Origin of the sequence: Rugamonas apoptosis (assembly GCF_014042355.1) — a bacterium.
In the GTDB taxonomy this organism is placed as follows: Bacteria; Pseudomonadota; Gammaproteobacteria; order Burkholderiales; family Burkholderiaceae_D; genus Rugamonas; species Rugamonas apoptosis.
This window is the reverse complement of the sequence record NZ_JACEZU010000003.1, coordinates 241787-265052: the sequence shown is the minus strand read 5'-3', so window position 1 is coordinate 265052 and position 23266 is coordinate 241787. Positions and strand designations below refer to the sequence as shown.

General features: G+C 62.7%; 22 protein-coding genes. 3 read left to right on the top strand and 19 right to left on the bottom strand.

All coding sequences use genetic code 11. From position 1 onward, the window contains the following. Window positions 1–132 precede the first annotated feature (132 nt). Entirely contained in the window at window positions 133–828 is a 696-nt protein-coding gene (locus H3H39_RS07755) for an RlmE family RNA methyltransferase (RefSeq protein ID WP_182152793.1), read from the bottom strand. A 41-nt stretch (window positions 829–869) separates the two neighbouring features. Here H3H39_RS07755 and H3H39_RS07750 point away from each other — a divergent pair, with 41 nt between their 5' ends. Beyond that, window positions 870–1340 carry a YhbY family RNA-binding protein gene (locus tag H3H39_RS07750; protein WP_182152792.1) on the top strand — a complete coding sequence of 157 codons (471 nt, stop codon included), beginning with the start codon at window positions 870–872 and terminating at the stop codon, window positions 1338–1340. A 61-nt stretch (window positions 1341–1401) separates the two neighbouring features. On the opposite strand, the gene H3H39_RS07745 is transcribed toward H3H39_RS07750, so the two are convergent. From H3H39_RS07745 to pstS, 14 genes are all read right to left on the bottom strand, one after another. Next, a complete protein-coding gene (locus H3H39_RS07745; protein WP_229217947.1) occupies window positions 1402–1845 on the bottom strand; it encodes a DUF4149 domain-containing protein in 444 nt (147 codons plus the stop codon). Then, window positions 1842–2318: a transcription elongation factor GreA gene (greA, locus tag H3H39_RS07740; RefSeq protein WP_182152790.1), complete on the bottom strand. Its 477-nt coding sequence runs from the start codon at window positions 2316–2318 to the stop codon at window positions 1842–1844. The genes H3H39_RS07745 and greA overlap by 4 nt, the downstream gene beginning before the upstream one ends. A gap of 98 nt (window positions 2319–2416) precedes the next feature. After that, on the bottom strand, window positions 2417–5647 hold the full coding sequence (gene carB / locus H3H39_RS07735) for a carbamoyl-phosphate synthase large subunit (protein ID WP_182152789.1): 3231 nt from the start codon (window positions 5645–5647) through the stop codon (window positions 2417–2419). Continuing rightward, window positions 5648–6811 (bottom strand): glutamine-hydrolyzing carbamoyl-phosphate synthase small subunit, encoded by a 1164-nt coding sequence (gene carA, locus H3H39_RS07730; protein ID WP_182152788.1) that lies wholly within the window; start codon window positions 6809–6811, stop codon window positions 5648–5650. It abuts the gene before it with no gap. A gap of 325 nt (window positions 6812–7136) precedes the next feature. Next, on the bottom strand, window positions 7137–7541 hold the full coding sequence (locus H3H39_RS07725) for a GlcG/HbpS family heme-binding protein (protein ID WP_182152787.1): 405 nt from the start codon (window positions 7539–7541) through the stop codon (window positions 7137–7139). Between the two features lie 38 nt (window positions 7542–7579). Continuing rightward, window positions 7580–8491, bottom strand: coding sequence for a patatin-like phospholipase family protein (locus H3H39_RS07720; RefSeq protein ID WP_182152786.1), 912 nt, complete (start codon window positions 8489–8491; stop codon window positions 7580–7582). A 104-nt stretch (window positions 8492–8595) separates the two neighbouring features. Next, the gene (locus H3H39_RS07715; RefSeq protein ID WP_182152785.1) at window positions 8596–8952 is read right to left on the bottom strand and encodes a carboxymuconolactone decarboxylase family protein; all 357 of its coding nucleotides are present in this window, start codon (window positions 8950–8952) and stop codon (window positions 8596–8598) included. A 243-nt stretch (window positions 8953–9195) separates the two neighbouring features. Continuing rightward, window positions 9196–10509 (bottom strand): phosphate regulon sensor histidine kinase PhoR, encoded by a 1314-nt coding sequence (gene phoR / locus H3H39_RS07710; protein ID WP_182152784.1) that lies wholly within the window; start codon window positions 10507–10509, stop codon window positions 9196–9198. Window positions 10510–10512: 3 nt separating this feature from the next. Next, window positions 10513–11202 (bottom strand): response regulator, encoded by a 690-nt coding sequence (locus H3H39_RS07705; protein ID WP_182152783.1) that lies wholly within the window; start codon window positions 11200–11202, stop codon window positions 10513–10515. An 18-nt stretch (window positions 11203–11220) separates the two neighbouring features. Beyond that, window positions 11221–11925 (bottom strand): phosphate signaling complex protein PhoU, encoded by a 705-nt coding sequence (gene phoU / locus H3H39_RS07700; protein WP_182152782.1) that lies wholly within the window; start codon window positions 11923–11925, stop codon window positions 11221–11223. Between the two features lie 40 nt (window positions 11926–11965). Beyond that, window positions 11966–12766, bottom strand: a complete 801-nt coding sequence (pstB, locus tag H3H39_RS07695; protein ID WP_182152781.1) for a phosphate ABC transporter ATP-binding protein PstB — start codon at window positions 12764–12766, stop codon at window positions 11966–11968. A gap of 28 nt (window positions 12767–12794) precedes the next feature. Continuing rightward, window positions 12795–13652 (bottom strand): phosphate ABC transporter permease PstA, encoded by an 858-nt coding sequence (pstA, locus tag H3H39_RS07690; protein WP_182152780.1) that lies wholly within the window; start codon window positions 13650–13652, stop codon window positions 12795–12797. Beyond that, a complete protein-coding gene (pstC, locus tag H3H39_RS07685) occupies window positions 13652–14596 on the bottom strand; it encodes a phosphate ABC transporter permease subunit PstC (protein WP_182153077.1) in 945 nt (314 codons plus the stop codon). The genes pstA and pstC overlap by 1 nt, the downstream gene beginning before the upstream one ends. 264 nt (window positions 14597–14860) lie before the next feature. Next, complete coding sequence (gene pstS, locus H3H39_RS07680; protein WP_182152779.1) at window positions 14861–15907, bottom strand: phosphate ABC transporter substrate-binding protein PstS; 1047 nt, start codon at window positions 15905–15907, stop codon at window positions 14861–14863. A 292-nt stretch (window positions 15908–16199) separates the two neighbouring features. Between pstS and ppk1 the strand changes: the two genes are divergently transcribed. Together ppk1 and sixA are read left to right on the top strand one after the other, a co-directional pair. Beyond that, window positions 16200–18296, top strand: coding sequence for a polyphosphate kinase 1 (ppk1, locus tag H3H39_RS07675; protein WP_182152778.1), 2097 nt, complete (start codon window positions 16200–16202; stop codon window positions 18294–18296). Between the two features lie 167 nt (window positions 18297–18463). After that, window positions 18464–18931 carry a phosphohistidine phosphatase SixA gene (sixA, locus tag H3H39_RS07670; RefSeq protein WP_182152777.1) on the top strand — a complete coding sequence of 156 codons (468 nt, stop codon included), beginning with the start codon at window positions 18464–18466 and terminating at the stop codon, window positions 18929–18931. A gap of 321 nt (window positions 18932–19252) precedes the next feature. Here the strand turns inward: sixA and H3H39_RS07665 are convergent, their stop codons facing one another. The 4 genes from H3H39_RS07665 to radA form a co-directional block, all read right to left on the bottom strand. Further along, complete coding sequence (locus H3H39_RS07665; protein WP_182152776.1) at window positions 19253–20380, bottom strand: extracellular solute-binding protein; 1128 nt, start codon at window positions 20378–20380, stop codon at window positions 19253–19255. A 77-nt stretch (window positions 20381–20457) separates the two neighbouring features. Then, window positions 20458–21246, bottom strand: coding sequence for a flagellar filament capping protein FliD (gene fliD, locus H3H39_RS07660; protein ID WP_182152775.1), 789 nt, complete (start codon window positions 21244–21246; stop codon window positions 20458–20460). Window positions 21247–21396: 150 nt separating this feature from the next. Then, window positions 21397–21717 carry a PilZ domain-containing protein gene (locus tag H3H39_RS07655; protein WP_182152774.1) on the bottom strand — a complete coding sequence of 107 codons (321 nt, stop codon included), beginning with the start codon at window positions 21715–21717 and terminating at the stop codon, window positions 21397–21399. 172 nt (window positions 21718–21889) lie between these two features. Beyond that, window positions 21890–23266 (bottom strand): DNA repair protein RadA, encoded by a 1377-nt coding sequence (radA, locus tag H3H39_RS07650; RefSeq protein WP_182152773.1) that lies wholly within the window; start codon window positions 23264–23266, stop codon window positions 21890–21892.

Below are 23266 nucleotides of genomic sequence, written 5' to 3'. Positions count from 1 at the left end.
GGTGCCAGAAACCATCCCATCCGCGCGGCCCATAAGCCACCACGGGCGCAGGAAAGTCCCGGATTTTGACGATTTCCCACCCCGGTTGCGGGCACAAACCGTTTCTATCCACAGTAAAGTGCGGCCCTGCCCTTAAATATCAAGAGGGAAATCATCCATTTCATCGTCGATCGCCATGCTGCCGGTGGTGGGATTTTTCAAACCCTTACCCAGCAGAAATATTTCAGACGATTTATCGCGGCTGGCCTTGGGTTTTTTCTGGATCACGACTTTGAATTCAGCCCGGAATTTCTCCACGATCTGGCTGAAACCCATGTCCTTGAAACACTTCACCAGCAAGGAACCGGTCGGTTTCAAATGCAATTGCGAGAATTCGATGGCCAGGTCGATCAAGTGCTCCATGCGGGCCGCGTCGGCCGTGGCGATGCCCGACAGGTTGGGCGCCATGTCCGACAGCACCAGGTCGGCCTTGCGCCCGGCCAGCACGCCCTCCAGCTCGCGCAGCACGCGCCCGGTGCGGAAATCGCCCTGGATGAAGTGGAAGTCGGCGATCGGCTCCATGGGCAGCATGTCCAGTCCGATCAGGGTGCCGTTCACGCCGCCGCCCTCCTTGCCCGACAGCTTGCGCCGCGTGTACTGGGCCCAGCTGCCCGGCGTGCAACCGAGGTCGACGATGACCTGGCCCGGCTTGATCAGCTTTTCATCCTCGTCGATCTCCTTGAGCTTGAACGCGGCGCGGGCCCGATAGCCCTCCTTCTGCGCCAATTTCACGTAGGGATCGTTAATGTGGTCGTGCAACCAGTTCTTGTTTAATTTTTTCTTTGCCATTCGCGTAGAATACTGCTTTTGAGGAACCACTAAAAATTATTATGATTAAACTTACACCCGTTGAGCGCAGCGCCCTGCGCGCCGAAGCCCATGGCTTGAAGCCAGTCGTCATGATCGGCGAGGCGGGACTGACCCCGGCCGTCATGAAAGAAGTCGAACTGGGACTCGACTCCCACGGACTGATCAAAGTCCGTGTGTTCGGCGATGACCGCGAAGCCCGCGTCGCCATGTACGACACGATCTGCGAGCAATTGGATGCAGCTCCCGTACAACACATCGGTAAACTGCTGGTTCTGTACCGTCCGAAAAAAGAGGTGGTGAAGGAACGCAGTGCCAAAACCGGCAAGGGCCTGCGTGAGGTAACCATCGTCAAGCCCAGCGCCAGCGGCACCAAGCGTCCATCCGTGACCAAGGTCATGATCAAAGGCAACGAGCGCGTGACCGAAGGCGGCTCCATCAAGCGCGCCAAACCGCGTCAGAGCTCGGCCAAGAAGAGCGCGCTGGGCAAATAAACCGACGATCTGCCTGGAATCATTTGGGGACGTGGCACAAATTTGTGCCACGTCCCCATTTTTATTGTTTGACGACCAGCCAGGCCGCCAGCAGGCTCTGGAACAGGTAAATGCTGCTCGAGACCCCGTGCAGCATGCCAAACCGGCCCTTGGCGGCCGATTCCATCACCCCGCCCGGCCCCGCCGCCGCCCGCAAGGCCGCCATTTCCGGCTGCAAGCCGAAATGCGACACCAGCGTGCAGGCCAGCATGACCAGCGCCAGCAACAGCGTGGTACGGCGCGCGCCGAGCAAGCCCGTTTTATCGAGCCACAACAGCAGCAATAGCAACGCCGCGCACGCGATCGATAACAGCGCTTCCGCATGGAACAGACTGGCCGCGATGGTGCCGGCCAGCACCCGGTCGCTCAGCGTGCCGAACAAGGTGGGCGCGGCCAGATAGCCCACCGTCCACAGGCTGCCAGCCCAGGCGGTCGCGACCAGCAGGCGCGCGCGGGCCAGCATCAGATGTAGCGTACTTCCAGGATTTCGTATTCGCGCGGGCCGGACGGCGCCTGCACCTCCACCACGTCGCCGGCCGACTTGCCGATCAGCGCACGGGCGATGGGCGAAGTGACGGACACTTTGCTCAGCTTCAGGTCCGCTTCATCGAGGCCCACGATCTGGTAGGTCACTTTGGCGCCAGAATCCAGGTCTTCCAGGTCCACGGTCGAGGCGAACACCACGCGGCCTTCGGCGTCGAGCTGGGTCGGGTCGATGATCTGGGCGGCGCTCAGCTTGCCTTCCAGTTCGGCGATACGGCCTTCCACGAACGCCTGGCGCTCCTTGGCGGCATCGTACTCGGCGTTTTCCGACAGGTCGCCATGGGAGCGGGCCTCGGCGATGGCGTCGATCACGATGCGGCGCTCCTTGGTCTTCAACTGATGCAACTCTTCTTTCAAGAGTTCCGCGCCGAACTTGGTGAGTGGGACTGAAGTCATGTTTAATCTGCTATTTACGTGTTATTACAACGGAAAACCACAGAGGCCGCGCCATCCTGCGACGCGGGCTCTGTGGTTCAAGGGTGGTGCCAAGAAGCTTAGTGTAAGGTTTTATGCAGACCTTGTAAATCGTACACGCGCAACTCGTCCAGGTGACGGATGCCCTCGACGGCCGCTTCCGCGCCGGCGATGGTGGTGTAGGTGGTCACCCGCGACGCCAGCGACGAGGTGCGGATGGCCCGCGAGTCGGCGATGGCGCTGCGCTTCTCTTCCACCGTGTTGATGACCAACACGATCTCATGGTTCTTGATCATGTCGACCACGTGCGGACGGCCTTCCGTCTTCTTGTTGACGGGAGTGACCGGGATGCCGGCGGCGGCGATCACGGCGGCCGTGCCCTTGGTGGCCACCAGCGTGAAGCCCATGTCCACCAGGTCGCGCGCCACTTTCACGGCGCGTGGCTTGTCCGACGCTTTCACGCTCAGGAACACGCGGCCCGACTTGGGCAGCTTGACGCCCGCGCCCAGCTGCGACTTGACGAACGCTTCGCCGAAGGTCATGCCCACGCCCATCACTTCGCCGGTCGATTTCATTTCCGGGCCGAGGATGGTGTCCACGCCAGGGAACTTCACGAACGGGAACACGGCTTCCTTGACGCTGAAGTAAGGCGGCACCACTTCCTTGGTCACGCCCTGCGAGGCCAGGCTCTGGCCCACCATGCAGCGCGCCGCGATCTTGGCCAGTTGCAGGCCGGTCGCCTTGGACACGTAAGGCACGGTGCGCGAAGCACGCGGGTTCACTTCCAGCACGTAGACCACGTCCTGCAGCTCACCGTCGATTTCCTGCTTCTGGATCGCGAACTGCACGTTCATCAGGCCCACCACGTTCAGGCCCTTGGCCATCAGCGAGGTCTGGCGTTTCAGTTCATCGATCGTGGCTTGCGCCAGCGAGTACGGTGGCAGCGAGCAGGCCGAGTCGCCCGAGTGCACGCCAGCCTGCTCGATGTGCTCCATCACGCCACCGATGAAGGTGGTTTCGCCGTCCGAGATGCAGTCCACGTCGCACTCGATGGCGTCGTTCAGGAAGCGGTCCAGCAGCACGGGCGAATCGTGCGATACCTTGACCGCTTCGCGCATGTAGCGTTCCAGGTCGCGCTGTTCGTGCACGATTTCCATCGCGCGGCCGCCCAGCACGTACGATGGGCGCACCACCAGCGGGTAGCCGATTTCCTGCGCCAGGCGCAGCGCGTCTTCCTCGGTGCGCGCGGTGCGGTTAGGCGGCTGGCGCAGTTGCAGCTTGTGCAGCAGCTGCTGGAAGCGCTCGCGGTCTTCGGCGGCGTCGATCATGTCGGGCGAGGTGCCGACGATAGGCACGCCGTTCGCTTCCAGGTCCAGCGCCAGTTTCAATGGGGTCTGGCCGCCGTACTGGACGATCACGCCCACCGGTTTTTCCAGTTCCACGATTTCCAGCACGTCTTCCAGCGTCAGCGATTCGAAGTACAGGCGGTCGGAGGTGTCGTAGTCGGTCGACACGGTCTCCGGATTGCAGTTGACCATGATGGTCTCGTAGCCGTCTTCGCGCATGGCCAGCGCGGCGTGCACGCAGCAGTAGTCGAATTCGATACCCTGGCCGATGCGGTTAGGACCACCGCCCAGCACCATGATCTTCTTCTTGTCGGTCGGCTGCGACTCGCATTCCTCGTCGTAGGTCGAGTACATGTACGCCGTGTTGGTGGCGAACTCGGCGGCGCAGGTGTCGACCCGCTTGTAGACCGGACGGATGGCCAGTTCGTGGCGCTTGGCGCGCACGGCGGCTTGCGTGGTCTGCAGCAGGAAGGCCAGGCGGCGATCCGAGAAACCCTTCTGTTTCAGCTTGTACAGCGTGGTCTTGTCCAGCGCTTCCAGCTTCTGGGTGTCGAGCCACAGCTCCAGGTCCACGATCTCCTTGATCTGCACCAGGAACCATGGATCGATATGGGTCAGCTGGTGCACTTCTTCCAGCGTGAAGCCCTGGGCGAACGCGTCGCCCACGTACCAGATACGTTCCGGACCTGGCTCGCCCAGTTCCTCTTCGATCTTCTCGCGGTCCTTGGTCTTCTCGTTCAGGCCATCCACGCCCACTTCCAGGCCGCGCAAGGCTTTCTGGAACGATTCCTGGAAGGTGCGGCCGATGGCCATCACTTCACCGACGGATTTCATCTGGGTGGTCAGGTGGTGGTCGGCGGTCGGGAATTTCTCGAACGTGAAGCGCGGGATCTTGGTCACGACATAGTCGATCGACGGTTCGAACGACGCCGGAGTGGCGCCGCCCGTGATCTCGTTGCGCAGTTCGTCGAGCGTGAAGCCCACGGCCAGCTTGGCCGCCACTTTGGCGATCGGGAAACCGGTCGCCTTCGAGGCCAGCGCGGACGAACGCGACACGCGCGGATTCATTTCGATCACGATCATGCGGCCATCGGCCGGGTTGATCGAGAACTGCACGTTGGAGCCGCCCGTATCGACGCCGATCTCGCGCAGCACGGCCAGCGAGGCGTTGCGCATGATCTGGTATTCCTTGTCGGTCAGCGTCTGCGCCGGCGCCACGGTGATCGAGTCACCGGTGTGCACGCCCATCGGGTCCAGGTTTTCGATCGAGCAGATGATGATGCAGTTGTCCGCCTTGTCGCGCACCACTTCCATCTCGTACTCTTTCCAGCCGATCAGCGATTCTTCGATCAGCAGTTCCGAGGTGGGCGACGCTTCCAGGCCGCGCTTGCAGATGGTTTCGAATTCTTCCTCGTTGTAGGCGATACCGCCGCCCGTGCCGCCCATGGTGAACGAAGGACGGATGATGACGGGGAAGCCCAGCTCGCGCTGCACGGCCCACGATTCTTCCATCGTGTGCGACACGCCCGACTTGGCCGAACCGAGGCCGATCTTGGTCATCGCATCCTTGAACTTGGAGCGGTCTTCGGCCTTGTCGATGGCTTCCGGGGTGGCGCCGATCAGCTCGACCTTGTACTTGTCCAGCACGCCGTTGTGGAACAGGTCCAGCGCGCAGTTGAGCGCCGTCTGGCCGCCCATGGTCGGCAAGATCGCGTCCGGACGTTCCTTGGCGATGATGCGCTCGACCACTTGCCACGTGATGGGCTCGACGTAGGTCACGTCGGCCATCTCGGGGTCGGTCATGATGGTGGCCGGGTTGCTGTTGACCAGAATGACTTTGTAGCCTTCCTCGCGCAGGGCCTTGCAGGCCTGGGCGCCGGAATAATCGAACTCGCAGGCCTGGCCGATGATGATGGGGCCAGCGCCGATAATCAGAATACTTTTAATGTCAGAACGTTTAGGCATTTATTTTTTCTCCGTAGCTTCCATCATGCCGATGAAGCGGTCAAACAGGTAAGCGACGTCAGTCGGGCCGGGCGATGCTTCAGGGTGGCCCTGGAAGCAGAAAGCCGGCTTGTCGGTGCGGGCGAAGCCCTGCAGCGAACCATCGAACAGCGAGCGGTGGGTCACGCGGCAGTTGGCCGGCAGCGTGTCGGCGTCGACCGCGAAGCCGTGGTTCTGCGACGTGATCAGCACTTGTTTGCTGTCCAGGTCCTGCACCGGGTGGTTGGCGCCGTGGTGGCCGAATTTCATCTTCAGCGTCTTGGCGCCGGAGGCCAGGGCCATGATCTGGTGGCCCAGGCAGATACCGAACACGGGAATGCCCTTCTCGATCAGTTCACGGGTGGCGGCGATGGCGTAATCGCATGGCTCCGGGTCGCCGGGGCCGTTCGACAGGAACACGCCGTCCGGGTTCAGGGCCAGCGCGTCGGCGGCCGAGGACTGGGCCGGCAGCACCGTCACCTTGCAGCCGCGTGCGGCCAGCATGCGCAGGATGTTGCGCTTGACGCCGAAGTCGAATGCCACCACATGGAATTTAGGCGCGCTCTGCTGGCCGTAGCCTTCGCCCAGCGTCCATTCCGTTTCCGTGAATTCGTAGGCGGCCGTGGTCGACACCACTTTGGCCAGGTCCATGCCGGCCAGGCCGGGGAAGGAACGGGCCAGTTCCAGCGCCTGTGCCACGGATGGCTCATTGCCCTGGGTGCCGACCAGGATGGCGCCGGCCTGGGCGCCCTTTTCGCGCAGGATACGGGTCAGCTTGCGGGTATCGATACCGGCGATGGCCACGACGTTCTCGGCCTTCAGGTAGTCCGACAGCGACTGGGTGGAACGGAAATTCGAGGCCAGCAGCGGCAGATCACGGATGATCAGGCCAGCGGCGTGGACTTTGGTCGACTCGACGTCTTCGGCATTGACGCCGGTATTGCCGATATGCGGATACGTCAGGGTGACGATCTGGCGGCAGTAGCTGGGATCGGTCAGGATTTCCTGATAACCGGTCATCGAGGTATTGAAGACCACCTCACCAGTCGTGTGACCGGCGGCGCCGATGGAAAAACCTTTGAAGATGGTTCCGTCAGCGAGGGCGAGGATGGCTGGAACAGCGGGGCCAGAAAAAAATGGCGGCAAGGGCAACTCCTGATAAAGTTACCGTAGCTGCGCCACGTCAGACGACCGTCGAGCATCCCCGGCCGAGGCCCGGGTCGAGGTCAGATCGATGATGGATGGGTGGTAGTCGCTACGGTAGATGTGAGATTGGCTAAACCTTTGAATTATAACCAAAAGCCTGCCGTTTGACAAGATGCTGGCAGCAACGAACGCAGCCCTGCGCACTGGTCTGAGCCGCATTGCAAACCGGGCAACTTCCATAAAAATCGGGGACAGGCCACGACTTTGTGCGTGGGCTGTCCCTGATTTTTGCCGAGAAAGCCGCAGCGGCGGCCCTCGTCACGACTTAGTTCAGCGCGGCGATGCCGGCCTTGGCGATCTGCGCGTCTTCCGCCGATTTCACGCCCGACACGCCCACGGCGCCCACATAGTGGCCGTCGACGACGATCGGTACGCCGCCTTCCAGCAAGCCTTCCACTTCCGGCGCGCTCAGGAACGAGACGCGGCCGTTGTTGATCATTTCTTCATAGATGCGCGACTCGCGGCGGCCCAGGGCGGCCGTCTTGGCCTTGGCCGGGGCGATGTGGGCCGACAGGGGCGCGGCGCCATCCATGCGCTGCAGCCACAGCGGGTGGCCGCCGTCGTCCACGATAGCGATCACGACCGCCCATTTATTGGCCACGGCTTCCGCTTCCGCCGCGGCGGCGATCTTCTTGACGTCCGCAAGAGTCAGGAATGGTTTGGTTTGCATGTTACTTCCCTAAAAAATTGAACGACGATTGTACGCCGTTATGGTCTGCGCTTGGCTTCAAGTTTTTGCTTGATTTGCGGCATTAAAGCGGCCGCCGCCTGCTCGCCGGCCAGGATGGCCTGGTTGCGGCTGTTGAAATCGCTGCTGCCCATCTTGCCCAGCGCGGGCTGGATCACGATGTCGGCATCCTTCAGTTCGAACTGGTTGATGCGCTGGCCCATGATGCTGAAGGTTTGCATGATCACTTCCAGCGAACTGACGGTCGCTTGCGCGTCAGCCTGGGTGGAAATATTGACGGCGATGATGAAGTCAGCCCCCATGTCGCGCGCGAAACGCACCGGCACCGGCGCCACCAGGCCGCCGTCCACATAGGTGTGGCCGTTGATGGCCACCGGCTGGAACACGCCCGGCACGGACGACGATGCCCGCACGGCCATACCCGTATTACCACGCTGGAACAAGATAGGCTGGCCCGTCTTCAGGTCGGACGCCACGGCGCCAAACGGAATCTTGAGCTTTTCCATGGGCTGGTTGTTAACGGCCTTGTTCACATAGGCTTGCAGGGCCTCCCCCTTGAGCACGCCGGAACTCTTGCCGAACAGGGGCAAGGCCCAGTCCGAAATGGCGGCCTCGTCCATATCAAACGCCATCTTTTGCAGCTGGAAACCCGTGTTGCCGGCCGCGTACATGGCGCCGACCACGCTGCCGGCGCTGGTGCCGACCACGATATCGGGATAGATGCCCTGCGCTTCGAGTGCCTTGATCACGCCGATATGGGCAAAACCGCGCGCCGCGCCGCCGCCCAGCGCCAGGCCGATCTTGATCTTGCGCGGTGGTTGTGGTGCCGCCAGGGGCGTTGCCGCCGGGGACGTATCGACGTGGGGCGTGGTGCTGCAGGCGGCCAGCGCGAACGCGGCGAGTGCGAAAGTAAAGAGGCGTCTAGGGTGCATGTGGTGGTGATGGTGGGGAAAAGTCGGCGCCGCAGATTGTATACCAATTGCCGGCCTTGCCCCTGAGAACCACCTTAAGACGCCCCACCCTGCGGGCAGAACGCTTACTTCGCCGCGGAGAACTCGGCAAAGGCCGCCATCGCATTGGCCGAATACATCAGCGACGGGCCGCCGCCCATGTAGACGGCCATGGCCAGCGCCTCCTCCAGCTCGGCCTTGGTCACGCCCAGCTGAACCAGGGCCTGGACGTGAAAACCGATACAGGCATCGCAGCGCACGGCCACGCCCAGCGCCAGCGCGATCAATTCCTTGGCCTTCTTATCCAGCGCGCCATCCTTGGTGGCGGCGCGGGCCATGTCGCTAAAGCCTTTCATCACCTCCGGCATGTCCGCGCGCAGCGTGGCCAGTTGGGTGGAAACGGCCTGGGTCAGTTCGCGAAAACCGGTCAATGGGGTGCTCATCGCTATTCCTTTGAAAATATAGATACGGATTGGGTTGTACGGATCGGGTTGTCACATCACTCTACAAGTACACATTATATTATTTTATATAGTGATGTCAACAGCAAAGCGCCATGCAAGCGCGACGGGGGCCAGTCTACGTTTCCGGCACCGCCAGGCGCCACAATGTGCATCAAGAAAAGCAAAAGGCCCCGCAGCGCTGGGCTGGGGGGCCTTTTGATCTATTTTAGGAACTGGACGAGATCAGCCCAGCAGGAGTTCCGGCTGTTTGGAGGCGATGGCGGTCTTGGGCAGGCAGACGATGAAGCTGCTGCCCTTGCCCGCTTCGGATTTGATCTGCAGCGTGCCGCCGTGGCGCAGCAGCACGTGCTTGACGATGGCCAGGCCCAGGCCCGTACCCTGGGTTTCGCGCGAACGGCTCTTGTCGACCCGGTAGAAGCGCTCGGTCAGGCGCGAGATGTGCTCGGGACTGATGCCGATGCCCGTGTCCTCCACCTTGAACTTGATGCCGGCCGGCCCTTCCTGCCACGACAAGTGGATCCTGCCACCGGCCGGCGTGTAGCGCACGGCATTCGAGGCCAGGTTGCCGAACGCCGAGTGCAGCTCTTCCATGCTGCCCATCACGTCCGGACCCGACACGTCCATCGTGATCTCGTGCTTGCCGGCCGACAGCGCGCGCGCGTCGCGCTGCACCTGGCCCATCAGCTTGACGATGTCGACCCGTTCCGGCCGCATCGGATAATCCACCGACTCCAGCCGCGACAAGGTCAGCATGTCCTCGATCAGGTTCTGCATGCGGTGGCCCTGCTCCGTCATCAGCTTCAGGTGGGCGCCGCGGGTGGCCGCGTCCAGGTCTTCCGAGGCGGCGATTTCCAGGAAGCCCACGATCACCGTCAGCGGCGTACGCAGTTCGTGCGAGGCGTTGGCGATGAAGTCGCGCCGCATTTCCTCGATCCGTTCCGTCTCCGTGGCGTCGTGCGTGACGAGGATCTGGCGCCGGTTCTCGAACGGGATGATGTGAACGATCAGCTTGCGCTCGCGGAAGCTCAGCGTGAGCGGCTGGTCGTAGCGGCCCAGGATGATGTAGTCCATGAAATCGGGATTGCGCACCAGGTTGGTCACGCGCATGCCCTTGTCGCGCTCGTGGGTCAGGCCCAGGTGCTGCTCGGCGGCCGGGTTGCACCATTCGAGAAACAGCACGTCGTCCATGATCACCACGCCGTCCGGCAGCAAATGCATGGCCTGGCGGAAGCGGGCCAGCCATTCGGTCAGCTCGGCCTGGTTCTTCTCATCGTCGCGGCGCAGCTTGTACAGGCGGGAGAAGATGTCGGTCCAGGCGCCCCAGCCATCGGGCAGTTTGGCGCTTTGCGGATCTTCCAGCCAGCCGCTCAGCTGGTACAGATAACCGAGCTGGATGAACACCAGCACGGACATGGCCAACGTGGCCACGGCCAGCGCCGGCATGGCGCCGAACAGGAACCACAACACGCCCAGGCCCGCCAGGATCAAGCCCATGCGCAACGCGGCGGGCACCCAGAACAACAGTTTTGGATTCATGATTTATTTTTCTGACAGCATGTAGCCGACGCTGCGCACGGTGCGGATCAAATGCTCGGCCTCTTTCAATGCCTTGCGCAGGCGCAGCACGTGCACATCCACCGTGCGTTCCTCGATCACCACATGGTCGCCCCACACCTTGTCGAGCAACTGGCTGCGCGAGAACACGCGCTCGGGATGGGCCAGCAGGAACTTGAGCAGCTTGTATTCGGCGTGGCCGATGTCGATCTTCTGCTGGTCCAGCATGACGGTGCAGCTGACCGGGTCCAGCAGCACATTAGCGGCCCGCATGGTGGCCTGGGCATGCTCCGGGCTCTTGCGGCGCAGCAGGGCCTTGGCGCGGGCCAGCAGTTCGCGCGGCGAGAACGGCTTGGTGATGTAGTCGTCGGCGCCGCTGTTCAAGCCAGCCAGCTTGTCCTCTTCCATGCTCTTGGCCGTCAACATGATGACGGGGATTTCATTGAACTGGCGGTCGGCGCGGATGCGCGCCAGCAGGCGCAGGCCGGTCTGGTCGGGCAGCATCCAGTCCAGCAGGATCAGCTGGGGCGTGCGGTGCTGGATGAAGTCCCACGCTTCGCCCACGGTGGGCACGGCGCAGCAGTTCCAGCCCGCTTCGCGCAGCGAGAACGTCACCAGCTCGACGATGGCCGGTTCATCTTCAACGATCAGTATGGTGGTTTTGTCGGTTGCCATGTGTCTCAGTGTTACCGGTTACTCGGCGCTGTCGTCGGCCAATGGAACGGTCTTGCTGTGGCGGATGTCGCGCCCTTCGACCACGTAGATCACGTACTCGGCAATGTTCTTGGCATGGTCGCCGATGCGTTCAATGGCCTTGGCCACCCACAGCGTATCGAGCGCGGCCGAGATGGTGCGCGGGTCTTCCATCATGAAGGTGATCAGGTTGCGCATGATGGAGCGGAATTCATGGTCGATCACGGCATCCTGGGCGATCAGCTGCAAGGCTTGCTTGCCATCGTTGCGGGCGAAGGCGTCGAGCGCGTCGTGCAGCATGTCGCTGGTGTTGTTGGCGATGCCACGCACCATCTCGTAATGGTTGACGGTGACGGCGCCGCGCGCATGCAGGGACTTGGCCGTGCGGGCGATCTTGGTGGCTTCGTCGCCGATCCGTTCCAGGTCGGTGATCACCTTGATGGTGGCCATGATGGTGCGCAGATCGTTGGCGGCCGGCTGGCGGCGCACGATCAGGTGGCTGCAGGCGTCGTCCAGCGACACTTCCAGCTGGTTGACGGTGTCGTCCTCGCGGATCACGCGGTCGGCGCGCTCGGGGTTACCGATGCGGAAGCAGGTCATGGCGTCGAGGAACTGGGTCTCGACGATGCCGCCCATCAGCAACACCTTGGAGCGGATGGCTTCGAGTTCTTGGTCGTACTGCTTGGAGGAATGCTCGCCTAACATGCTGGTCTCTCTTCGTAACAATGTTGTTGATATTATAAGGTTAGCCGAAGCGGCCCGTGATGTAATCCTGGGTTTCCTTGCGGGCCGGGTTCATGAAGATCTGGTCCGTCTCGCCGAATTCGACCAGTTCGCCCAAGTACATATAGGCCGTGTAGTCGGAGCAGCGGGCCGCCTGCTGCATGTTGTGGGTGACGATGGCGATGGTGTAATCCTGCTTCAGTTCCGAGATCAGCTCTTCCACCTTGGAAGTCGAGATCGGGTCCAGCGCCGAGGTCGGTTCATCCAGCAGCAGCACGTCCGGCCGCACGGCCACGCCGCGCGCGATGCACAAACGCTGCTGCTGGCCGCCCGACAGCGACAAGCCGCTCTTGTTCAGCTTATCCTTCACTTCGGTCCACAGGGCCGCCTTTTTCAGCGCCCATTCCACGCGCTCGTCCATCTCGCCCTTGGACAGGTCTTCATACAGGCGCACGCCGAAGGCAATATTATCGTACACCGACATGGGGAACGGGGTTGGTTTCTGGAACACCATGCCGACCTTGGCGCGCAGCATGTTGACGTCCTGGTCCGGCTCCAGGATATTCTTGCCGCGATAAATGATGGAACCTTCCGCGCGCTGGCCCGGGTACAGGTCGTACATGCGGTTGAGCGTGCGCAGCAGGGTCGACTTGCCGCAGCCGGACGGGCCGATGAAGGCCGTCACCTGGCGTTCATGAATGTCGAGGTTGACGTTGGTCAGGCTCTGCGTTTTGCCGTAGAAGAAATTGAGGCCGGAAATCTCGATGGTCTTGCGCTTGGACGTCATGGCGGCGGCGGGTTCCTGGATCAGTTGCGTATTCATAGTTATGCTCGTGGATGCGATGCGTCGTTCAATTCGGAGTGCGCTGGTGGAACACCGTGCGCGACAGGATATTCAGGGCCAGGACGCTGAAAGTCACCAGCAGCGCCCCGCCCCAGGCCAGGCTGCGCCAGTTGTCGTACGGGCTCATGGCGAACTGGTAGATCACCACCGGCAGGTTGGCCAGCGGCCGGTTCATGTCGGCGCTGAAGAACTGGTTGTTCAGGGCCGTGAACAGCAGCGGCGCCGTTTCGCCGGAAATGCGGGCCAGCGCCAGCAGCACGCCCGTCACCACACCGGCCTTGACGGCGCGCAGGCGCACCAGCAAGGCCACCTTCCAGCGCGGCGCGCCCAGCGCGAACGCCGCTTCCAGCAGGCTGTTGGGCACCAGGCGCAGCATGTTGTCAGTGGTGCGCACCACCACCGGCACGGCGATCAGGGCCAGCGCGATGGTACCCGCGTAGCCGGAAAAGTGCTTCACGCTGGCCACGTACATGGCGTACACGAACAGGCCGATCACGATCGACGGCGCCGACAGCATGATGTCCGTCACGAAGCGCGTCACATGCGCCACCTTGTTCTCGTCGCCATATTCGGCCAGGTAGATGCCGGCCAGGATGCCGACCGGGGTGCTGATCAGGGTCGACAGGCCGACCAGCATCAGGCTGCCCACGATGGCGTTCAGCAAGCCGCCACCTTCGCTGCCGGGCGCCGGCGTGTTCTGGGTGAACATGACCATGCTCAGCGCGCCGAAGCCCTTGAACAGCAAGGTGGCCAGGATCCAGACCAGGAACGCCAGGCCCAGCGACATGGCGGCCACCGACAGCGCGATGCCGACCCGGTGCACGAACAGGCGCTTGCGGTAGACGGGGTTGATTGCTTGGGTCATTATTTCACGCCTTCCTTGCGAGACATTCCGGCCAACATGATCTTGGCGGCCGACAGGACGATAAAGGTGATGGCAAACAGGATCAAGGCCAGCGCGTACAGCGACGATACATGCAGCTTCGATTCCGCTTCCGCGAATTCATTGGCCAGCGTGGAGGCGATGCTGTTGCCGGCCGAGAACAGCGACAGCGACAATTCGTTGGCATTGCCGATCACGAAGGTGACGGCCATGGTTTCGCCCAGCGCGCGGCCCAGGCCCAGCATGACGCCGCCCACCACGCCGGTCTTGGTGTAAGGCAGCACGATCTTGCGCACCACTTCCCACCGGGTGCAGCCCAGGCCGTAGGCCGATTCCTTCAGCACGGCCGGCACGATCTCGAACACGTCGCGCATCACGGAGGAAATGAAGGGGATGATCATCACGGCCAGGATCAGGCCGGCCGTCAGGATGCCGATACCCATGGTGGGGCCGCTGAAGAACTGCCCGATCAGCGGCAAGTGGCCGATGGTGTTTTTCAGCAGCGGCTGCACGTAGTCGGCGAACAGCGGCGCGAACACGAACAAGCCCCACATGCCGTAGATGATGGACGGCACGCCGGCCAGCAATTCCACGGCCGTGCCCATCGGGCGGCGCAGCCAGGGTGGGCAGATCTCGGTCAGGAACAGGGCGATGCCGAAGCTGACGGGAAACGCGATCAGCAGCGCGATGCCGGAAGTGGCCAGGGTGCCGACGATGGCGATCAGGGCGCCGAACTTGTCGTTGACGGGGTCCCATTCGACGGTGGTGATGAAGGCCGGGCCGAATTCCTTGAACGCGGGCCAGGCGCCTATCATCAGCGAGATGATGATACCGATCAGCACCGCCAGCACGGACAGCGCGAACGTCATCGTCAGCTTGTGGAAGATGAAGTCCTGGATGCGCTGCTTGCGCATGGTCGCGTGCATGGCGGCCAGGCTGGCGGCCTGCTCCGCCTCGGCGGCGGCCTGCGCGCGCGCCGTCGAGACGACAGGCTGGGCCGCTGGGGCGGGATGGACGGTGACGCTCATGGTGGGCTCCGGCTGGATGACGGGCGGGGAAATAAGTTCAGCGCTCATATGGTTTTTTTTATCTCTGGGATGACAGCTAGCCTGCGCCGCCCGGGTCGAGCGATGCAGGCTAACCCCCTGGCCCGCCGCTCTCTCAGGCGCGGTGAACCAGGGGCGATCCGTTTAGTAGATGGCCTTGCCCGAAGCGTCCTTCAGGTTGGCTTTCCAGGCGTCCTGCACCAGCTTGACGACGGTGGCCGGCAGCGGCACGTAGTCGAGCTCGGTGGCGGCGGCGCCGCCGTTCTTGAAGGCCCAGTCGAAGAACTTGACCACTTCCTTGCCCTTGGCGGCGTCAGCCTGTTGCTTGTGCATCAGGATGAAAGTCACGCCCGTGATCGGCCACGAGTTCTTGCCGGCCTGGTCGGTCAGCACCACGCCGAAGCCGGGGGTCTTGGCCCATTCGGCCGAAGCGGCGGCGGCTTTGAAGAAGTCGTCGTCCGGCTGCAGGAAATTGCCGTCCTTGTTCTTCAGCTGGGTGTGCGCCATCTTGTTCTTCTTGGCGTAAGCCCATTCCACGTAGCCGATCGAGCCCTTGATGCGCTGCACGTTGGCGGCCACGCCTTCATTGCCCTTGCCCCCCACGCCCGTCACCCACTTGACGGCGGTGCCGGAACCGATCTTGGTCTTGAATTCGGCGCTGGTCTTGGACAGGAAGTCGGTGAACAGGAAGGAGGTGCCGGAACCATCGGCGCGGTGCACCACGGTAATCTCGGCGGCCGGCAGTTTCACGCCAGGGTTGAGGGCGGCGATTTCCGCGTCATTCCACTGCTTGACCTTGCCCAGGTAGATGTCGGCCACCACGGGACCGGTCAGTTTCAGCTGGCCAGGGGCGATGCCGTCGATGTTCACCACGGTCACCACGCCGCCCATGATGGCGGGGAATTGCATCAAGCCTTCCGCGTCCAGCTCCTCGGCCTTGAGCGGCATGTCGGAGGCGCCGAAATCGACGGTCTTGGCTTTGATCTGCTTGATGCCGGCGCCGGAGCCGACGGACTGGTAGTTCAGGCCGTTGCCGCTGGCGCTTTTGTACGATTCAGCCCACTTGGCGGCGATCGGATACATGAAGGTCGAACCCGCGCCGGTCATGTCGGCAGCCGAGGCGGCGGACGAGAATGCCATCACGGCGGCGGCGCCGGCGACCATCGAGGTCAACAACTGTTTCATTCGCATAACTAGTCCTTCAAGAGTATGACAGGGGTTGGAATGCTGCGCAGTCTACCGGCGAAATATGACAGGTTTATGACATCGGTGTAATTCAGTGGAAACGGCGCGGATACAGTATGAGAGGGGGCGATTTGCCCAGCATCTTACCCCTTCTTGTCACAATCGGACGGCCTGGAGGGGCAATTATGACAGCCCGTGTCATGGACTTGTCATATTTGACATCTACACTGGCGCGCTGTGTTACATACATACTAATGACAGGCTAGAATCTATTATCTGCAAAGTGAACAAGAAAACCATGAAGCCTGATTTGCGCGCGGAAGCTGGTACGTCCAGCATTTTTCTTGATCGGGAACTGTCCCAGCTCGCCTTTAACCGGCGGGTGCTGGCCCAGGCCGAGGATCGCAGCATCCCGTTGCTGGAGCGCTTGCGCTACCTGTGCATCGCCAGCAGCAACCTGGACGAGTTCTTCGAAGTGCGGGTGGCCAGCCTGCTGGCGGCCGCCAGCGTGGACGGCCCGCTGTCCGAACACCCTGCCCTGACGGCCACGCTGAGCCGCATCAGCCAGGAATGCCACGCGCTGGTGGCGCACCAGTACGAAATCCTGAACCAGGAAGTATTGCCGCAATTGCAAGCCAAAGGCGTGCACCTGGTGCGCCACAACGAGCGCAACGAAGGCCAGCGGGCCTGGGTGAAGGAGTATTTCGAGCGCGAAGTACGGCCTTTGCTGACCCCGATCGGACTGGACCCGGCCCACCCCTTCCCCCAGGTGGTCAACAAGAGTCTCAATTTCATCGTCTCGCTGTCGGGCAAGGATGCGTTCGGCCGCGGCACGGCGATCGCCATCGTCAAGGCGCCGCGTGTGCTGCCGCGTGTGATCCGGCTGCCCGACCATCTGTCCAAGAGCGGCGGCGTGTCGTTCTGCCTGCTCTCGTCCATCATCCACGCCCACATCTCGGACCTGTTCGCCGGGCGCGAAGTGATCGCCTATTCCCAGTTCCGCGTGACCCGCGACAGCGACCTGTGGGTGGACGAGGATGAAGTGAAGAACCTGCGCCAGGCCCTCAAGGGCGAATTGCAGGGGCGCCAGTTCGGCACCTCGGTACGGCTGGAAGTGGCCATGAACTGCCCGCCCGAGCTGTCGCAATTCCTGCTCGACCAGTTCGGCCTGCACCAGAGCCGGCTGTACGCCGTCAACGGCCCCGTCAACCTGGTGCGGCTGACGGAAATGATCGACCACGTCAACCACGCCAACCTGCGCTTTCCGCCGTTCTACCCCGGCGTGGGCCGCAAGTCGCCCGGCACCGACATTTTCGCCGAACTGCGCCAGCACGACATCCTGCTGCACCACCCGTTCCAGACCTTCCAGACCGTCATCGACTTCATCCGCAGCGCCGCCCATGACCCGGCCGTGGTGGCCATCAAGCAGACCATCTACCGCACCGGCATGAACTCGGACTTGATGGAATCGCTGCTGACGGCCGCGCGCGAAGGCAAGGAAGTGACGGTGATCGTGGAGCTCAAGGCGCGCTTCGACGAGGAAGCCAACATCAACTGGGCCGACAAGCTGGAACAGGCCGGCGCCCAGGTGGTGTACGGCGTGGTGGGCCTCAAAACCCACGCCAAGGTGGCGCTGGTGATCCGGCGCGAGGAAGGCGAGTTGCGCTACTACGCCCACCTGGGCACGGGCAACTACCACCCCACCACCACCAAGCTGTACACGGACTTCGGCCTGCTCACCTGCCACCCGCAAATGAGCCAGGAGGTCAACGAGATCTTCATCCACCTGACCAGCCTGACCAAACCCCACAAGCTGACCCATTTATGGCTGGCCCCGTTCGCGTTGCAAAATGAGATCATCAAGGCGATCCGCAACGAAGCGCGCATCGCGCGCGCGGGACGGCCGGGCCGGATTATTGTTAAAATCAACGCATTGGTGGACGAATCGGTGATCCGGGCCCTGTATGCCGCCTCCCACGATGGGGTCAAGATCGACCTGATCGTGCGCGGCGCCTGCACCCTCAAGCCGGGCGTGCCCGGCCTGTCGGAGAATATCAAGGTACGCTCCATCATCGGCCGCTTCCTCGAACACAGCAGGATCTATTACTTCCGCAACGACCTGGCGCACGATGTGCTGCTGGCCAGCGCGGACTGGATGAGCCGCAATCTGTTCCGCCGCATCGAAGTGGCCTTCCCCGTGCTGGACCGGGCCCTCAAGCGGCGCGTGATCGCGGAAGGCTTGAACCCCTATTTGAAGGACAACACCAACGCCTGGGACCTGGAAGCGGACGGCCAATATCACCGCCGCAAGGCGCGTGGCAAGCAAGCCCCGTTCGGCGCCCAACAGTTCCTGATGCAGTCGCTGGGCACGCCAGCCAGCGAAGTGGGTGATTGAGAAGTTGTTTCAAAATGACCATGGCTAGGCGTGGCGCCGAAGACAGTGCGCTTGCACGGCAAGGCGCCACAACGACGCCATGGGCTTTTTGAAATGACTTCTAAGCATATGCGCGGCGGGCGTCGGCCCCGCCGCCAGGTGCCGGTTTCGTTCGAAGGGAGCACAGCATGGACCTGATATTGTGGCGTCACGCCGAGGCGGAGGAAGCCGGCCCCGGCCTGTCCGACCTGGAACGGGCCCTGACGGCCAAAGGCCAGAAACAGGCCCGCCGCATGGGCCAATGGCTGGATTCACAACTGCCCGACAGTTGCCGGGTACTGGTCAGCCCCGCCGTGCGCGCGCTGCAGACGGCCGAGGCGCTGGGGCGCAAATACAAGATCCACGCCGACCTGGCGCCGGGCGCCGATCCGGAAGACATCCTGAAGGCGGCCAACTGGCCGGCCAGCCGCGAAGCCGTGCTGATCGTCGGCCACCAGCCCACGCTGGGCCAGGCGGCCGCGCTGTTGATGACGGGCGAGGTGCAGGAATGGGATATCCGCAAGGCCGGCGCATGGTGGTTGTCGCAGCGCGACCCGAACGAGCCGCTCAGCGTCTACCTGAAGGCCGTGATGGGGTCCGACCTGGTCGTAAAATAGAAACGGATGGTTGGGATGGGCTTGCAAACCGGTAACGATCTGCTACAGTTTAAGTGTACCAACTCTAGGGGGCAGCCGTCGTAAGTCGACTGAATGACTATGATCACCTGGTTCACCATGGGCATCTTTGGTGGCATGATTGCCCTGGTTATTTACGAACTCGTGGAAGAACTGCGGGGAAGTAAGCACAAACTGATCGACCGCTATCACGAATAGCATCCAGCTTCATTGAAGCCGTGGCGCCAGCGGCAAAGTCCTCGCGGATTTTGCCTCTCGCGCCATCATCATTTCTCCCCTCCCCCGCCGTTTACAGCCCCTTGCTTACATCCCCGACTTGAACTTGGTGAACACGCGCGTCACATGGCGGCGGATGTCGGCCGGCACCGCTTCAGGCGCGGCCATGCGCTGCTTGTCCGCGTCCGACAGGAACACGGTCTTGTTGCCGGCGATATCCTTGCGCACAAACTTCATGCCGGCCGTGTTCGGGTTGGCGTAGAACACCTTGTTGGTCAGGCTGGCGTGCACCTGGCCGCGCAGGATGTAATTGATCCACAGGTGGGCGTTGTTGGGGTGCGGCGCGTCGGCCGGGATGGCCATGGTGTCGAACACCAGCGCGGCCGAGGTCTTGGGCACCAGCACTTCGATCACGTTGCCGTTCTTGGCGTCGATGGCGCGCTGGCGGGCGATGTTGATGTCGCCCGACCAGCCCAGCGCCACGCACACGGCGCCGTTGGCCATGTCGTTGATGTAGCCGGACGAGCTGAACAGGGTCACATAGGGACGGATGGCCTGCAACATCTTGCCGGCCGCGTCATAATCGGCCGCGCTGGCCGAATAGGCCGGCTTGCCCAGGTAGATCAGCGCGGCCGGCAGCACTTCGGACGGCGAATCGAGGAACGATACGCCGCAGGACTTGAGCTTGGCCGCGTACTTGGGGTTGAAGATCAGTTCCCACGCGTTGTCCGGCATCGGCATGCCGCCCAGCGCCGCCTTGACCTTGTTGACGTTGATACCCACCGTCGTGTAGCCCCACAGCCAGTCCACCAGGTAGTCGTTATTGGGGTCGATCTTGGACAACTTGGCCTGGATGGCCGGGTCCAGGTTGCCCAGGTTGCTCAGTTTGGACTTGTCCAGCTTGCGCAGCAGATGGGCGTCGATCTGCAACTTCGCCCATTGGGCCGTGGGCACCACGATGTCGTAGCCGGACTTGCCCGCCACCAGCTTGGAATTGAGGATCTCGTTGTTGTCGAACAGGTCATAACGGACCTTGATGCCGGTCTCTTTTTCGAAATTCTTGACCGTATCGTCAGCGATGTAGTCCGACCAGTTGTAGATGTTGAGGACTTTTTCTTCCTGCTGCGCGCGCGCCGATGGCGCGGCCAGCGCCGCCATCACGGCCGCAGCGGCCAGTCCCAAACCAAACAGCTTGCCCAACCCTTTGCCTGCCATGCCCGCCTCCTGAAGATGGAATTCCCTGTGAAGCCGAAATGATCAGGCATAGTGGTCACGATTGCAAGCGTTGTCCTTCAAGCCAGGAAGTCGAACGCGGTGCCGGTGGCGCCGGAGGTGCCGCCCGGCAAACCGCCGCCGCCCGTCTGCGCCTGCTGGCTGTACAGGGACGCCAGCGCGCTGGCCTGGGCGGTGAGCGCCTTGGACAGCACGGCGCGCTTGCTGTTGATGGTGGTGATTTCCTTGTTCAGCGAGCTGGCTTCGCGCCGGATCACGCTGTTGTCGGCCGTGAAGGCGCCCGCCTTGGCGGCCAGCTGGTCGGCCATGCCCTTGCCGCCGTTGGTGAACAGCTTGGTGACCGCGCCCGCGTCGGCCGCCAGCGCGGCGCTCAATTTCTTGTCGTCCACTTGCAGGTTGCCGCTGCCGTCCAGCGTCACGCCGGCCTTGGCCAGCGCCCCGGCCGATACGCCATCGCCGCCCGTCCTGAGCAGCTGCGCCATCTGGCGGCTGACCTGGCCCAGCGCCACGTCCCCCTTCAAGTCGCCGCCCTGCAAGGCCAGCATTTTCTGGTTCAATTCGTTATAGGCGGCCACGAAGGCACGCACGTTCTTGCCGGTCTGGGTGGCATCGGGCGCGGTGGTGGACGCCTTGCCGCCGCCGGCCAGGCTGGCCGCCTTGGCCTGGAAGGTGGCCAGCGCGCTGTGCAACTGCCCCAGCCCGGATAAACGGGTCTGGTCGCGCGCCAGCGTGGCGTTGAGCTTGCTTACGCCCGTATTCTGCGACGACAGCGTCTGCTGCACGCGATTGTAGACATCGGTCGACGGCGCCGTACCGACATTGCTGGCGTTGATGGGGGAAGTGGCCATGACGGTTCCTGAAAGTGGCGGATGCGCCTTGAATTGCCTGATTATCCACTATTGCCGAATAATTAAAACAGGGAACAAGGCCCGTTTCCCCCGCCATCTGGCCGTTTTGCCCGCGCCGCGGACCGGACGCCTGACGGCGCCGGACGACGCCTAACGCAGGAACTTGGTGATGGCGTTCAGCGCCGTCGGGTCCAGGTTAATGAACTGATAACCAATCTTGAAATGGTCGCCGCTGAAGATGCAATAACTGACCTTGGAGCGGCAAGTGACGATGTGCGCCTTACCGTCCAAAAACAGCTCAAACGCCACGCTGCCAAGGTGGCCCACTTCCAGCTTGTGCTCGAACGTGAGCGATATACCGCTGGCGCCGATGTCCAGCGTGCGTGCCGGCTGGGGCGGCATGCCGTCCATGGTCACCACCGCTTTGGCGCGCATGATCTTGCGCGCGGCTGATCTTTGTTCTACTGACACTGCATGTTCCGATAATGTAAGAGCATTAAAAAATGAAGCGGCGCCGTGCGCCGCCTGCCTGCATGGCCAGCGGTGTCAACGCACCGCCAGCACTGGACATGATTTTACAGGCCAAACAGGATCGGCGTGCGGGACGACAGTACGACTGGATCAAATTGTTGGCGCGCCAGGATCACTGGTGCTCGCGCATGCGGGCGAAGGCATCGTCGATGCGCTCGACGGCGATGATGGTCATGCCTTCGATGGCCTGCTTGGGCACGTTCGCCTTCGGAATCATGGCCAGCGAGAAGCCCAGCTTGGCCGCCTCGCGCAGCCGCTCCTGGCCCCGTGGCGCGGGCCGGATCTCGCCGGCCAGCCCCACTTCCCCGAACACCACGAAGCCGCGCGGCAGCGCCTTGTTGCGCATCGAGGAATTGATGGCCAGCAGCACGGCCAGGTCGGCCGCCGGCTCCGTGATCTTGACCCCGCCCACGGCGTTGATGAACACGTCCTGGTCGAAGGCGGCGATGCCGGCGTGGCGGTGCAGCACGGCCAGCAGCATGGCCAGCCGGTTCTGTTCCAGGCCCACCGACAGCCGGCGCGCGTTGGGCAGGTGGCTGGCGTCCACCAGCGCCTGGATTTCCACCAGCAGCGGCCGGGTGCCCTCCTGCGTCACCATCACGCAGGAACCGGGCACCTGGTTGTCGTGCTGGGACAGGAACAGGGCCGACGGGTTGGACACGCCCTTCAAGCCTTTTTCCGTCATGGCGAACACGCCCAGCTCATTGACGGCGCCGAAGCGGTTCTTGATCGCCCGCACCAGCCGGAAGCTGGAATGGCTGTCGCCCTCGAAGTACAGCACCGTGTCGACGATGTGCTCCAGCACGCGGGGGCCGGCCAAAGCACCCTCCTTCGTCACATGGCCCACCAGGATGATGGTGATGCCGGTGGTCTTGGCCACGCGCGTGAGCTGGGCCGCGCATTCGCGCACCTGGGCCACGGAGCCGGGGGCGGAGCTGAGCGCGTCCGAATACATGGTCTGGATCGAGTCGATCACGGCCACCTCGGGCCGCAGCTCGGCCAGCGTGCCGAGTATCTTCTCCAGCTGGATCTCGGCCTGCAGTTTCAGCTCGCGCGCATCGATGGCCAGCCGCTTGGCGCGCAACGCGATCTGCGCGCCCGACTCCTCGCCCGACACATACAGCACGCTTTTCAGGTGCGACAGATTGGCCAGCGCCTGCAGCAGCAGGGTCGATTTACCGATACCGGGATCGCCGCCGATCAGCACCACGCCGCCGGCCACCAGGCCGCCGCCCAGCACCCGGTCGAATTCCTCGATGCCGGTGCCGAACCTCGGCACATCAATGGCGTCGATATCGGCCAGCGACAGCACGGGCGCCGTCTGCGCCAGCGCCTGGTGCTGGGTGTTGGAATAGCGGTTGGCGCCCGGATTGTCAGGCAGCGTCTCCACCATCGTGTTCCACTGCTGGCACGCGCCGCACTGGCCGGTCCACTTGCTGCTGATGGCGCCGCAATCGCTGCAGGTGTAGTTGGTCTTGACCTTGGCCAT